Source organism: Pseudomonas sp. H9 (assembly GCF_004353925.1).
Classification (GTDB): Bacteria; Pseudomonadota; Gammaproteobacteria; order Pseudomonadales; family Pseudomonadaceae; genus Aquipseudomonas.
Window position 1 is genome coordinate 1 of sequence record NZ_SMOK01000028.1, and the last position, 14,033, is coordinate 14,033.

The 14,033-nt window shown below is 60.8% G+C and carries 11 protein-coding genes and 1 pseudogene; 1 reads left to right on the top strand and 11 read right to left on the bottom strand.

All coding sequences use genetic code 11. The features are described from left to right. The 11 genes and pseudogenes from purH to E1573_RS21365 form a co-directional block, all read right to left on the bottom strand. Positions 1 to 408, bottom strand: a pseudogene (gene purH / locus E1573_RS21310) (bifunctional phosphoribosylaminoimidazolecarboxamide formyltransferase/IMP cyclohydrolase); the annotation flags it as partial. A gap of 82 nt (positions 409 to 490) precedes the next feature. Then, complete coding sequence (gene fis, locus E1573_RS21315) at positions 491 to 811, bottom strand: DNA-binding transcriptional regulator Fis (protein ID WP_003186237.1); 321 nt, start codon at positions 809 to 811, stop codon at positions 491 to 493. Continuing rightward, the gene (gene dusB, locus E1573_RS21320) at positions 808 to 1,821 is read right to left on the bottom strand and encodes a tRNA dihydrouridine synthase DusB (RefSeq protein ID WP_133216544.1); all 1,014 of its coding nucleotides are present in this window, start codon (positions 1,819 to 1,821) and stop codon (positions 808 to 810) included. The genes fis and dusB overlap by 4 nt, the downstream gene beginning before the upstream one ends. Before the next feature lie 222 nt (positions 1,822 to 2,043). Continuing rightward, positions 2,044 to 3,330 (bottom strand): DUF3426 domain-containing protein, encoded by a 1,287-nt coding sequence (locus tag E1573_RS21330; RefSeq protein ID WP_133216546.1) that lies wholly within the window; start codon positions 3,328 to 3,330, stop codon positions 2,044 to 2,046. 40 nt (positions 3,331 to 3,370) lie between these two features. Continuing rightward, positions 3,371 to 4,249 (bottom strand): 50S ribosomal protein L11 methyltransferase, encoded by an 879-nt coding sequence (gene prmA, locus E1573_RS21335; RefSeq protein ID WP_133216547.1) that lies wholly within the window; start codon positions 4,247 to 4,249, stop codon positions 3,371 to 3,373. A 229-nt stretch (positions 4,250 to 4,478) separates the two neighbouring features. Continuing rightward, entirely contained in the window at positions 4,479 to 5,834 is a 1,356-nt protein-coding gene (gene accC, locus E1573_RS21340; RefSeq protein ID WP_133216548.1) for an acetyl-CoA carboxylase biotin carboxylase subunit, read from the bottom strand. Between the two features lie 17 nt (positions 5,835 to 5,851). After that, positions 5,852 to 6,310 (bottom strand): acetyl-CoA carboxylase biotin carboxyl carrier protein, encoded by a 459-nt coding sequence (gene accB, locus E1573_RS21345; protein WP_133216549.1) that lies wholly within the window; start codon positions 6,308 to 6,310, stop codon positions 5,852 to 5,854. A gap of 98 nt (positions 6,311 to 6,408) precedes the next feature. Then, complete coding sequence (gene aroQ / locus E1573_RS21350; protein ID WP_133216550.1) at positions 6,409 to 6,861, bottom strand: type II 3-dehydroquinate dehydratase; 453 nt, start codon at positions 6,859 to 6,861, stop codon at positions 6,409 to 6,411. A 172-nt stretch (positions 6,862 to 7,033) separates the two neighbouring features. Beyond that, entirely contained in the window at positions 7,034 to 8,827 is a 1,794-nt protein-coding gene (locus E1573_RS21355; RefSeq protein ID WP_133216599.1) for a protein-disulfide reductase DsbD, read from the bottom strand. 166 nt (positions 8,828 to 8,993) lie between these two features. Beyond that, positions 8,994 to 10,955: a methyl-accepting chemotaxis protein gene (locus E1573_RS21360; protein WP_133216551.1), complete on the bottom strand. Its 1,962-nt coding sequence runs from the start codon at positions 10,953 to 10,955 to the stop codon at positions 8,994 to 8,996. Positions 10,956 to 11,065: 110 nt separating this feature from the next. After that, positions 11,066 to 12,679 carry a diguanylate cyclase gene (locus E1573_RS21365; protein ID WP_133216552.1) on the bottom strand — a complete coding sequence of 538 codons (1,614 nt, stop codon included), beginning with the start codon at positions 12,677 to 12,679 and terminating at the stop codon, positions 11,066 to 11,068. Between the two features lie 280 nt (positions 12,680 to 12,959). Between E1573_RS21365 and E1573_RS21370 the strand changes: the two genes are divergently transcribed. Continuing rightward, the gene (locus E1573_RS21370; RefSeq protein WP_133216553.1) at positions 12,960 to 14,033 is read left to right on the top strand and encodes a DUF2333 family protein; all 1,074 of its coding nucleotides are present in this window, start codon (positions 12,960 to 12,962) and stop codon (positions 14,031 to 14,033) included.

Below are 14,033 nucleotides of genomic sequence, written 5' to 3' on the forward strand. Positions count from 1 at the left end.
CATGGTCGGGCCGCCGATGTCGATGTTCTCGATGGCCGTCGGCAGGTCGCAGCCCGGCTTGGAGATGGTGGCTTCGAACGGGTACAGGTTGACGGCGACCAGGTCGATCGGCTTGATGCCGTGTTCGGCCATGATGGCGTCATCGGTGCCACGACGGCCCAGGATGCCACCGTGGATTTTCGGGTGCAGGGTTTTTACCCGGCCGTCCATCATTTCGGCAAAACCGGTGTAATCGGCAACTTCCACCGCGGCGACGCCGTTGTCCTGGAGCAGCTTGAAGGTACCGCCGGTGGACAGGATCTCGACGCCGAGCTGTTGCAGCTCACGGGCGAATTCAAGGATCCCGGTCTTGTCGGAAACACTGATCAAGGCGCGGCGGATCGGCAGGCGGGTAGTCTGGTCGGTCATTTCAGATTCCATAACGCGGTGGAGTCAGCAAAAAAGGCGACCTCATCGAATGGGAGCCGCCTTTTCTGGTTTGGATGCTTGCTTACAACAAATCGTACTGCTTCAGCTTTTTGCGCAAGGTGCCACGGTTGAGCCCGAGCAGCTCGCTGGCTTTGGTCTGGTTGCCCTTGACGTAATTCATCACGCTTTCGAGCAACGGCGCTTCGACTTCCGAGAGCACCAGGTTGTACACGTCCGTGACGGCCGCGCCCTCGAGATGGGCGAAATAGTTGTGCAGCGCCTTTTCCACACTGCCGCGAAGGGTCTGACCTTCCTCGCTCGGTGTATTCAGGTGCTGTTTCAGGTTGACGTTGTCGCTCACGGGCGTTGTTCCACTCACTAAAGTCTCGGTCATCATCGTCATGCGGCCACCCCTTGTCCGTCCTCTGTCTCAAGGCTCTGTTCACGATCGCGGAAAAAACCGCGAACGTTGGCGCACTGCGCTTGCGTATCTTCCAATCGATTGAACTGGGCGCGAAACTCCTTGGCGCCCGGAAGCGTTGCCAGGTACCAGCCGACGTGCTTACGGGCGATGCGTACGCCCATCACATCGCCATAAAAGGCGTGTAGCGCGGCCAGGTGCTCCAGCAGAATGCTTTCCACTTCTTGCAACTGTGGCGCCGGCAAGCTTTCGCCGGTGCGCAGGTAATGCTCGATCTCGCGAAAGATCCATGGCCGCCCTTGGGCAGCCCGGCCAATCAGCAAGCCGTCGGCTCCGGTCGCCTGAAGCACGGCCCGAGCCTTTTCTGGCGAAGTGATATCGCCGTTGGCGAAAACCGGGATCGACACCGCCTGCTTGATTGCCGCGATGGTGTCGTACTCGGCGTCGCCGGTGTAAAGGTCGGCACGGGTGCGTCCATGTACCGCCAATGCCTGGATCCCGGCCTGCTCGGCAATCTTTGCCACCGTCAGGCCGTTCTTGTTCGCCCTGTCCCATCCTGTGCGGATTTTCAGCGTGACGGGTACATCCACGGCGGCTACTACCGCGTGGAGGATCTCGCTGACCAAGGCTTCATCTTTCAATAAAGCAGAGCCTGCAGCTTTGTTGCAGACTTTTTTTGCCGGGCAGCCCATGTTGATGTCGATGATCTGCGCGCCGGCCTCGACGTTAGCGCGGGCCGCCGCTGCCAGCATTTGTGCATCACCACCGGCGATCTGGACCGAGCGTGGCTCGGGATCACCTTCGTGGATCATGCGCAAGCGCGACTTGCGGCTGTTCCACAGGCTCATGTCGCTGCTGACCATTTCCGACACCACCAGGCCAGCACCCATTCGTCGACATAGCTGACGAAAAGGTTGGTCCGTGACCCCGGCCATCGGGGCGAGGATCAGGTTGTTCTGCAGTGTGTAAGAGCCGATGCGTACCGCCGACATAGGTGTTCCCTGTTGTGGGGCCGGATCATTAGAGTTCGAAAAAGGGTGGGCATGATACCCGCTCTCGGTGACCGGATAAAGATAGATTTGGATAAAATCTGAACAACTGCGGCGTTAGGCCGCGAAGTTTTAAGCTGCAGGCTCAAGCCGCAAGTAGAGGCAGATCGGTTTACGGTCGACTTTTTCTTGTGGCTTGAAGCTTGCCGCTTGTAGCTGTTCAGCTCATTCCGGTGAGCGGAATGACAGGCTGTAATTGACTGCCTTCGGGCCTGGGTCGAGGATGTCCAGGGCGATGTGGATCGGCACCTGGCTGGGCATTTCGCCTTTGCCGGCCAGTTCGCCGCTGAGGTACTCGGCGGGTTTGAAGCGGCGGCTGGCGATCAGTTGACCGTTAAGGTCGGCAAAGCGCAGTTCCAGCAGCGGGAACGGCTGGGTGAACGGCGCGCGGTTGTAGATGATGGCATCGACGATCAATGCGCCGTTGAAGTCCGGGTGGCTGCGAACCACCAGATTGCTGCTTTTGATACGGGCAATGTCGACCCGTGAAGGCACGGTGCAGCCTATTGCCGGGCAGATTTGCTGGAACCACGGGCGGTATTGGTCCTGGCGGGCCAGTTCGTCGAAGTGGTACCAGATGTACTGGCCAGCCAGGGCTGCGGCGGCCAGCAGCACCAGGAAAATCCACAGCAGGCGTTTGCCCCAGTGAGCCTTCGGCTTTTGCCAGTCCAACTGAAGCGGATCGTCCACCAGGTCAAGCAGTGGCTCCTTGCGCGCCGGGCGGCTGGAGACGGCGCTCAAGCTCGGCTCGTGACGTTCGTGTGGATCGCTCAGTGGGTCGTCCAGGTCGTCATCCGGCTCTTTGGCCGACAAACGCTCCACCGGGGCTTCGTCGAGCTCTGACATGATCGGTGGCGTGTGGTGCGGTGTGTCGTCCAGATCGTCATCGAGCACGTCCGGTGTCAGCGTCAACGAGGGCTCGGTGCGCTCGCCCGGTGCCGGATCGAGGTCCAGTGGTGCTTGCTCGATCAACGGTGGCGATGGCTCTTCGAGCGGTTCTGCCAACGCTTCACGTTCGTTGGCCGGGGTGCTGAACAGGCTGTCAGTCCACAGTTGCTCGTCGCTTTCCGGCTCGTCGCGCACGGCGCTCAGGCTGTCTTCACGCGGGGTGGTGGCCTTGAGTTCGGTGATCGGCTGGATCTCGCGTTGCTCAAGGCGTGCCAGTTCCTGGTCCAGATCCAGTTGATCGAGGTCCAGGTCAGCGGCGCTCCACTCATGTTGAGGTGCAGGCGTGGCGGGTTCAGTGGTTGGTTCCGGCGCCGCAGGCTCAGGGCGTTGCGTCTCGACAGCGGGCTGCTGCGCCGCACTTTGCTCGAGCAGCTGTTTGGCGGCGTTGAACACCTGCAGACAGGCGCCACAACGCACCATGCCGCGGGCCACGCTCAACTGATTGTGGCTGACGCGAAAGCTGGTCTGGCAATGCGGGCACTGGGTGACGAAACTGTCGGTCATGCGGCGATCCGGGTTGTACAGATAGTTAGTTTAGGCGCACTTAACGGCGGCGGCCACTGATGCGGACCCAGCCGTCACGAACGGTGATCGGGTCCAGATCGAAGTCTTTGGCGTAGGCGGCTGCGACCTCTTCGCCCTGTTCAGCGAGGATGCCCGACAGTGCCAGCAGGCCGCCTGGGCGGACCAGCGTCGACAGCTGTGGCGCCAGGGAAACCAGCGGGCCGGCGAGGATGTTGGCCACCAGCACATCAGCCTGCATTGCCGGCATGTACTCAGGCAGGTACAGGGCGAATTGCTCGTCGGCAATGCCATTGCGCCCGGCGTTGTCGCGGGAGGCTTCCAGGGCCTGGACGTCGATGTCGGTACCCACGGCTTCGCGGGCACCCAGCAGCAGGGCGGCAATCGCCAGAATCCCCGAGCCACAGCCGAAGTCGAGCACTTGTGCGTCTTTCAGGTCCTGGCCGTCGAGCCATTCCAGGCACAGCGCGGTGGTCGGGTGAGTGCCGGTGCCGAAGGCCAGGCCCGGATCGAGCAGCAGGTTAACGGCATCAGGCTCTGGTGCGGCGTGCCAGCTTGGTACGATCCACAGGCGTTGCCCGAAGCGCATCGGCTGGAAATTGTCCATCCAGCTGCGTTCCCAGTCCTGGTCTTCAATGACTTCGGCCTGGTGCTCCGGCAGTGGTGCGTCGGTCAGCAGTTGCAGGTGCGCGAACACTGCTGCGGCGTCGGTATCGGCTTCGAACAATGCCAGCAGGTGGGTATGCGACCACAGTGGCGTGGTGTTGAGGTCGGGTTCGAAGATCGGTTGGTCTTCGGCGTCCATGAAGGTGACCGAAACGGCGCCTACTTCAAGCAGGGCGTCTTCATAGGTTTCGGCTTGTTCCGGGCTGATGGCCAGACGTACTTGCAGCCAAGGCATGGCGGGCACCTTTGGAAAATTCTACAGGGGCAGCGCTAGGCTGCGAGAAGCCCGCCAGTTTACTTCAGTGCGAAGGGTTTGTGGAATCGACGCTGTGGGAGCGGGCTTGCCCCGCGATAGCGATCTGTCAGCCACATCGTATCGCGGGGCAAGCCCGCTCCCACCGGACAATCAGGGTAAAAAAAAGACCCCGGCCATTGGCCGGGGTCTTTTTTACATCACTGCTGAATCACTCCTGGTTAGCCAGTTTGTGTTCCAGGTAGTGAATGTTGACGCCACCTTTGCAGAAACCTTCATCACGCACCAGGTCGCGGTGCAGCGGGATGTTGGTCTTGATACCGTCGACGACGATTTCGTCCAGGGCATTGCGCATGCGTGCCATGGCTTCGTCACGGTCTTTGCCGTAGGTGATCAGTTTGCCGATCAGCGAGTCGTAGTTCGGCGGAACCGAGTAGCCGCTGTACAGGTGCGAATCGACGCGTACGCCGTTGCCACCTGGGGCGTGGAAGTGCTTGACCGTGCCTGGGCTCGGGATGAACTTCTTCGGGTCTTCGGCGTTGATCCGGCACTCCAGGGAGTGACCACGAATCACCACGTCTTCCTGACGGAACGACAGCTTGTTGCCAGCGGCGATGCTGAGCATCTCCTTGACGATGTCGATACCGGTAACCATCTCCGAAACCGGGTGCTCCACCTGAACACGGGTGTTCATTTCGATGAAGTAGAAACGGCCGTTTTCGTAGAGGAACTCGAAGGTGCCAGCACCACGGTAGCCAATCTCGATGCACGCATCGACACAGCGCTTGAACACTTCCTGACGGGCTTTCTCGTCGATGCCTGGGGCCGGAGCTTCTTCCAGTACCTTCTGGTGACGGCGCTGCAGCGAGCAGTCGCGGTCGCCCAGGTGTATGGCGTTGCCCTGGCCGTCGGACAGGACCTGAACTTCCACGTGGCGTGGGTTGGTCAGGAACTTCTCGAGGTAGACCATCGGGTTACCGAACGCAGCGCCGGCTTCGGTACGGGTCAGCTTGGCCGAGGCAATCAGGTCCTCTTCCTTGTGCACAACGCGCATACCGCGACCACCGCCGCCGCCAGCGGCCTTGATGATCACTGGGTAACCCACTTCGCGAGCGATCGCCAGTGCGGTTTCTTCATCCTCTGGCAGCGGGCCATCGGAACCCGGAACCGTCGGAACGCCCGACTTGATCATCGCGTCCTTGGCCGAAACCTTGTCGCCCATCAGGCGAATGGTGTCGGCTTTCGGGCCGATGAAGGCAAAACCGGATTTCTCGACCTGTTCGGCGAAGTCGGCGTTTTCGGCGAGGAAGCCGTAGCCTGGGTGGATGGCGGTGGCGCCGGTCACTTCTGCAGCGGCGATGATCGCCGGAATGTGCAGGTAGGAGTCCTTGGAGGAGGCCGGACCAATACATACCGACTCGTCGGCCAGCCCCAGGTGCATCAGTTCGCGGTCAGCCGTGGAGTGTACGGCGACGGTCTTGATGCCCAGCTCTTTGCAGGCACGCAGGATCCGCAGGGCAATTTCCCCGCGGTTGGCAATCAGGACTTTTTCCAGCTTCGCAGACATCGTTGGCTCTCCGCGGTTCAAACGATGGTGAACAGCGGCTGGTCGAACTCAACCGGCTGACCGTCTTCTACCAGGATGGACTCGATCACACCGCTGGTTTCAGCTTCGATGTGGTTCATCATCTTCATGGCTTCGACGATGCACAGGGTGTCGCCTTTCTTCACGCTCTGGCCGACTTCAACGAAGGCTGGCGAGGTTGGCGAGGCTTTGCGGTAGAAGGTGCCGACCATTGGCGAGCGAACAACAGTACCGTTGAGTTTTGGCGCGGCAGGTGCTTCAGCGGCGGCTGGCGCGGCAGCAGCAGGTGCAGCGACTGGAGCGGCAGCGGCCATTGGTGCTGGTGCGTAGTACTGCTGGGCCGGGGCCTTGCTGTGGCGGCTGATCCGTACGGATTCTTCGCCTTCCTTGATCTCCAGCTCGTCGATGCCAGACTCTTCCAGCAGTTCGATCAGTTTCTTGACTTTACGGATATCCATTAATCATCAACTCCCAAGGTTCGGTCAGGGGCGTAAATATAAAAACGTGTTAGCAAACGTTTCTTGTGAGCCCTGGCCCATTGGCCAGGTTCTCGTCATCAGGGCTTTGCGTTAGCAGCCAGGTATTCCAGTGCAGACTCCAGGGCCAGCCGATAACCGCTGGCGCCCAGGCCGCAGATCACCCCTACAGCAACATCGGAGAAGTAGGAGTGATGGCGAAAAGGTTCACGCTTGTGCACGTTGGAGAGGTGCACTTCGATGAATGGGATGCTCACCGCCAGCAATGCGTCACGTAATGCGACACTTGTATGTGTGAAAGCCGCCGGATTGATCAGGATGAAGTCGACGCCTTCGCCACGCGCGGCGTGAATGCGGTCGATCAATTCGTACTCGGCATTGCTTTGCAGGTACTGCAGGTGATGGCCGGCTGCGCGGGCCCGTTGCTCCAGATCCTGGTTGATCTGGGCCAGGGTGGTGGCGCCGTAGACGCCCGGTTCACGGGTGCCGAGCAGGTTCAGGTTGGGGCCGTGCAGCACCAGTAGCGTTGCCATCTGTGGTTCCTTTTATCGTTAGGCACAAACGTTGCGCGGCGACTATGCCGTAAACCGGCGGCTAGTGTCTAGATACCAGCAATAGCCAGCACGATGACCGAGATTCGCGCAAAATATATGACTAATTTATTAATTTCGGTCATTGGTGGTGGCTTTTAGCGGCCAGAAGAAGTTATAGACCCAGATCGGCGCGAATGCGCGCCAGGTGCGCTGCAAATTCCCCGGCGTTTGTCTCACCTACCACGCGAGCACTGGTTTTTTCGCTGCCGTTCGCATCAAAGAACAGCAGGGCAGGTGGGCCAAACAGCTGATAGCGGTCTAGCAGAGTGCGCTGTTCGGCATTGCTTTCGGTGATATCAAAGCGCAGCAGCGTGTAGCCCTCAAGCTGGCTCTGGACGTCAGGATGGGCCAGCACTTCGTGTTCGATGACTTTGCAACTGATGCACCAGTCGGCATACCAGTCCAGCACCACGGGCTTCCCTGCTGCTTTGGCCTGTGCCAGTGCGCTGTCGAGGGCTGCCGGGGTGGTGATCGTCAGCCAGTCGCTTTGGGCCGTGGCCGTGGCCGTGGCGGTGCTGGTGGTGGTGATAACGGCTTGAGGCAGGGGGCGCAATGGGTCGGTTTGGCCGCTGAGCGCGCCATACCAGCAGGCCAGGGCATAAACCAGCAGCAAAAGGCCCAGCAACTGAGCCAAGCGTTGTGCCGTGGTTTTAACCGTGAACTCGAGTGCGCCGAGGAATACCGCCACGCCCGCACTCAGCAGGCCAACCAGCAACAGCGTCACCTGACCGGGCAGTACCCGGCTGAGCAGGCCGATGGCCAGGCCGAGCAACAGCACGCCAATGGCGTTTTTGACCGTGACCAGCCAAGGCCCGCTTTTCGGTAGCCAGGCGGCACCGCCGGTGGCTACCAGCAACAGTGGGGCGCCCATACCCAGGCCCAGGGCGAACAGTTTCAATGCACCGCCCAGGGCATCGCCGCTGGCGCTGATGTACAGCAATGCGCCGGCCAGTGGGGCCGATACGCAAGGCGACACCAGCAAGCTTGAGAACACCCCGAGAATGGCCGCGCCCAGCAGCGAACCGCCTTTGGTCTGGCCGACGAGACGTTCCAGGCGATGACTGATGGCATGCGGTAGTTTCAGTTCGAACAGGCCGAACATGGCCAGGGCGAACAACACGAAAAACAGTGCGAACGGTACCAGTACCCACGCCGACTGCAGGCGTGCCTGCAAGTTCATGCTAGCGCCAAACAGGCCCATCAAGGCGCCGAGCAGGGCAAAGCAGGCGGCCATCGGCAATACATAAGCCAGCGACAGGCTGAAACCACGCAAGCCGCCGACCTGGCCGCGCAATACCACACCAGAGAGGATGGGCAGCATAGGCAGAACGCAGGGGGTGAAGGTCAAGCCGACGCCCGCGAGGAAGAACAGCAGAAGCTCTTTCCAGGTCCAGACTTTTGCCGCCGTTCCCGGGGCCGTGGCGACGCTTGCGTCCCCCGTGCCTTCGATGCTCAGGCGCTCGGTTTCGGGCGGGTAGCACAGGCCTTTGTCGGCACAGCCCTGGTAGCCGACCAGCAAGGTAAAGGCGCGCGAGTCATTGGCGGGGCGCGGAATATCGATGTCGAGGATGCCGTGGTACACCTCGACGTCGCCGAAAAATTCGTCGTGCTTGGCTTCTCCGGGTGGGATTTGCGCTGTGCCCAGGGCAATGTCGGCCGGTTCGGTGCGGAACTGGAAGCGGTGTCGGTACAGGTAATAGCCGTCGGTTGCGACGAAGCGCAGCTTGATGTTGTGCGCGTCGCTTTGCACCACGCTCAGTTTGAAGGCTTCATGCACCGGAAGGAAGTCGGCGCTGTTATTCAGGGAAGGGGCACCGAGGGTTGCACTGGGGCGGTTGTCGAGCAGACCGGCGCCGACGGCGGGCAAGGCCAGTAGCAGGAAGAGTAGGCAAAGCAGGCGGCGCATGGCGGTCTCGCTGTACAGAATTGGCAGCATGATACCCCAGGTGGGCGCGAGCTTGCTGTAGGGGCGGGCTTGCTGTGGGAGCGGGCTTGCCCCGCGATAGTGATGTAGCATTCACACCGCTATCGCGGGGCAAGCCCGCTCCTACAGCAAGTCTGCTCCCTCGGGGTTAGAGCCGGAAGGCTCGTACTGCGGTGTTCAGCTCACCGCCGAGCCTGAGCAATTGCTCGCCTTGTTCACGGCCTTCGCCGATGCGCTGCAGGTTGTCTTCGCCCAGGTCATGAATCCGCTCACTGTGATCGCGGATTTCGCTCACTGCGCCGCTTTGCTGCGCGGTGACGTCGGCAATGCGCACCGCGGTGGCGGAAATGGTCTGGATCGCGGCAACGATCTCGTCCAGCGCACCGTCGGCGGCCTGGGCTTTGTTGGCAGTGGCCTCGGCGTGTTCGAGCTGCGAACGCATGCCTTCCACAGAATCGCGGGCGGCTTGTTGCAAGCGGGCGATCAAGGTCTGGATCTCGCCAGTTGCACCCGTGGTGCGCTGAGCCAGTGAGCGGACTTCTTCGGCCACGACCGCAAAGCCACGGCCCATTTCTCCGGCGCGCGCCGCTTCGATGGCGGCGTTCAAGGCCAGTAGGTTGGTTTGTTCGGCAATCGAGCGAATGACCGTGAGCACACCGCCAATGGTGGCTGACTCTTCGGCCAGCTGTTCGATCATCTGCGCATTGCCTTGCACTTCATCGACCAGCGCCCGCAGCCCTGTCAGGCTCTGGCCGATAACCGCCTGACCTTGTTCCACTGCGCGTCCGGCATCGTGACTGGCATCTGCGGCCTGGCTGGCATCGCCAGCGACTTGCAGAATGGTTGCTTCCAGCTCACCGAGGGCATCGCGGATCTGGGCGGTATCCCCAGCCTGACGCTCGGCACCTTCATGCAGGGCGCTGCTCATGCCGGCCAGGGCGTGGCTGCTGCCGGCCACTTGTTCGGCATTGCTGCGGATTGTGCCCACCAGCTCCACCAAGTACAGGCGCAGGCGGTTGAGCGAGTCTTGGATGTCGTGCATTTCCCGGTTGGTTTTACCCAATGCAATGGCCTGGCTGAAATCTCCCTCGGCCCAGCGCGAAAGCGCCGGAGCCAGGTTGGTCAGTACCCGTGCCAGGCGGCGCTGCAAGGTGTCGATAAGCAGGGCGATCAGCAGAATCAGGCCAATCATCAGGCCCTGGATCAGCCGTACTTCGCCTTGAATTGCAGCGTGCTGGCTGCGTACCAGTGGTTCCAGAGCGGCGATGGCTGCTTGGACGGCGTCGATCTGCTGATGGGTGCTGTTGGCCAGTTCACTACGGCGCTGGATTTGTTCACGGGTGCGTTGCAGTTCGCCAGGGTAGCGTTTGAGCAGGCTGTTCAGTTCCCGCTTGAGTGCGACACCGCTGTCTTCGGTCTCACCGCTGCTTTGCGTCTCCAGCCCCATGAGGGCGGCAAAATCATCGGCATTCGACTCACGTGCCGCAGTGACCCCAAGCAAGGGTAGTTCATCGAGCGCCTGGGCCTGAACGATGATCTGCGCCAGTTCGCGCTCCACCTCATCGGCAAGCTCGCTACGACCACTGCTAACCAGCTTGTCACGGGCAAGCGACAGGCGCGAAAGGTGCATCGAGGCACGAAACAGCGGCGTTGCATAACGCCCGGCATCGCTGCTGGTACTGTTCTGGGCGTAGTTGGCCAGTTGATCGAGGCTGGCACCCAACTCGCGTTCTGCTTGCAGCAGCAGGGCTTGCGGATCCCCGGCCAGTTTGCCGGCCGCCAGCAGTTCATTGGCCGCAAAGCCTTGCAGGTTGTTCAGGCTTGGGCGCAGCGACGCCGCCAGTGCCGGTGGCAGTTGCGCCAGCTCCTCTTGCAGGGCAGCGGTGGCCTGCAGGGCAGTGGCGTGGCGCAAGGCATCGCCGCTGTTGAGGTAGTCGAGGATGTTGCGCGCCGCCTGGTTCTGAAACTGCTGCGACAGCGACAGGTAACGCTCCATGATCTGGTAGGGGCGCTCCAACGCACGCTGAGACCACCACAAGGTAGTGCCCAGGGCAATACAGACGGTTACCAGCAACAGGGTGTTGAAATTGGTGAGCAGCTTCAGGCGCATGTGCAGGGTCTACCAACGGCTGAATGGTAAGCACCTGAAGTTATTGCGTTTTTATGACCGGGTTATGACGAAGTCGAGGTTGGGCGTAAAAAAGTGGCACTTTGCCTTATTTATTCGACCCGCTGCACCCGGTTGCGTCCGGCGCCTTTGGCCCGGTACAGGGCTTCATCGGCGGATGTCGCCATGCTCAACGCGTCCAGCCCGTCATTCAATTGCACCACGCCAGCGCTGAAGGTGCAGTAAAGGTCTTTGGGTTGAGCGGGGTAATGAATCTCGGCGAAGCGCATACGGATTTCATCCAACACTTTGTGAGCGGCGGATAAATCGGTGTTAGGCATCACGATAGCGAACTCTTCACCACCATAGCGGCCAATGAAGTCGGTCTTGCGCAGGCGCTGTTTGAGGAACAATGCCAGGCTTTTGATGACGCGGTCGCCCATGGGGTGGCCATGGCTGTCATTGACCTTCTTGAAGTGGTCGATGTCGAGCATGGCAAAGCTCAGCGGCTTTTCTTCGCGGCGGGCGCGGAAACTGCAATCTTCCAGCAACTGCAGGATGTGCGTGTGGTTATACAGGCCGGTCAGGCTGTCGCGCACCATCCGCGCCTTAAGGTTGCGTGCGCGCGCAGCACGGTTACGCACGGTGGTGATCAGGTGGCGTGAGCGGATCGGCTTGGTCAGAAAATCATCGCCACCCTCGCTCATGGCGTCGAGTTGTTTGTCCAGGTCGTCCTCGGCAGACAGGTAGATGATCGGCACGCTGACATAGCGGTCATTGTGGCGGATCACTTTGGCCAGTTCGGTGCCGGTGCAGTCAGGCATGTACATGTCGAGGATGATCAGGTCGGGCTGGAAGTCGGCCAGCTCGGCCATGGTGCGAATCGGGTCGGTGAGGGTGCGGGTGACGATGCCGGCGCTATTGAGCAAGCGCTCGGTATGCATGGCCTGGGCCTTGGAGTCGTCGATGATCAGCACTTTGAAGGGTTCGTACTGGGTGACGCTGGTGAGCATTTCCACCTTTTCCAGCAGGCTCGAGGCCTCCAGGGTGCCAGTGAGAAACTCGTGACCACCGGCGCGTACCGCCGCCAGGCGTGTCGGTGTGTCGGTTTCGTGCAGGCTGAAAAACAGCAACGGTACACGCTGTTCCAGGCCTAGTTGGGCCTGAGCGGCCAATTGCAGGCCCTGGCCGCTGCCGCAAAAGTCGACATCCATGACGATGACCGAAGGCAAGCGCTCACTGATCGAGGCGCGAAAAGCATCGGCACTGTACAAGGCTTGTACACCGAGGCCAAAAAACTCCAGTTGCTGGGCCAGGCGCTCGGCGCGGTCATGGTCTTGCAGCATGATGTAAACCGGCTTGCGCAAGGGCGGCAAAGGCACGTGTTCCAGCCGGTCACCCTGACGCAGGCCTGTACGTGACAGGCGTTGCATCAGGCGGTTGAGTTCGCTGATTAAACTGCTGCTCAATCGCGCGCTGTTGGCCTCGACGGCGGCCAGCGTCTGGCCGATGCCTTCGGCCAGCTGGCTGTGTTCCGGTTGCTCGAAGCGCTCTGCATAGCGCTGTAGACGCAAGGTGGCCTCGCGCAGCTCGCCCAGATCGCCAGTCGACCACTCGCTGCGCTGCAGGCGCTGCCAGATCTCGAGTATCTGCCGAGCCTGGTGAATAACCCGCTGGGCAAAATGTTGCTTGAGACGCTCACGGTTCGGGTCTTCTGGCTCGGTCATGTCCTGACTACTTATAAGGGTGAGGCAGTTCGAGTGATGGCTCTATGCTAGCACCACTTTCTGGACAATCGAGTGTCTTGTATCAATTATCTGTACAGGTTTATTGATTCATATGTTGACTCGATAGTCGCTTATGCGAACCTGCCTGCTTGATTTATAGTGCAGCGATACTTGCCGACCCCGGCAGGCGGCGCGTCGTGGTAAATCCGCACCGCGCTGGCACGAAGCCCGGGGGTTGCGGTCGAACCCCTTGAACCGACGTGACAGAAAGGACAACGCCATGCTGGATTGGAAAAACCGTACAGGCAAAGCCGAGGCGCGCGAGCGAGTCGAGCCCCGCACTGCCGCCACTCGCAGTTACTTTGGCGGTTTGTTTTTCAGCCGTGCCCTGGGCACGCTGATCGGCCTTTACCTGTTGGTGTGCATTGGCCTGGGCTGGTACTGGAGCGCAGAACCAGACCTGTTCCCGGTGCAGCAGAACGCCCAGGCCGCGGCTGAGAAAAGCGGCCAACAAATGGTGGTGGGCTACACCACCGTAGAAACCCTCAAGACCGTGGCCGGTACCCTGCTCAACAAACCAGGCGGTTACATTTCCAACGACCGCTTCCCGCCGGGCTTGTGGATGGACAACATGCCCAGCTGGGAATACGGCGTGCTGGTGCAGGTGCGTGACTTGAGCCGGGCCTTGCGCAAAGACTTTGCCCGTTCGCAGTCGCAGTCGGCTGAAGACGCCGATCTGGCCAAGGCTGAGCCGCGTTTCAACTTCGACAACAAGAGCTGGATCCTGCCGTCGAGTGAGTCGGAGTTTCAGGAAGGCATCAACTCCCTGACCCGCTATCAGAAGCGTCTGGCCTCGCCAGAGCAACAAGGCGCGCTGTTCTACACCCGTGCCGACAACCTCAACAACTGGCTCGGCGACGTTGCCACCCGTCTGGGCTCGCTGTCTCAGCGCCTGTCGGCGAGCGTTGGCCGGGTCAAGCTCAACAGCACCCTGAAGACCGAGTCGGTAGCCGCTGGCCAAGCGCCGCAGCTGGATGAAGAAGTGGTCGAGACCCCATGGCTGCAGATCGACAACGTCTTCTATGAGGCTCGCGGCCAGGCTTGGGCATTGTCGCACCTGCTGCGCGCCATCGAAGTGGACTTCGCAGACGTGCTGGCGAAGAAGAACGCCACGGTCAGCGTGCGTCAGATCATTCGTGAGCTGGAGGCCTCTCAGGAACCGCTGTGGAGCCCGATGGTGCTCAATGGCAGCGGTTTTGGCATGTGGGCCAACCACTCGCTGGTCATGGCCAACTACATCTCCCGCGCCAACGCGGCGGTGATCGACCTGCGCCAACTGCTGTCGCAAGGCTGA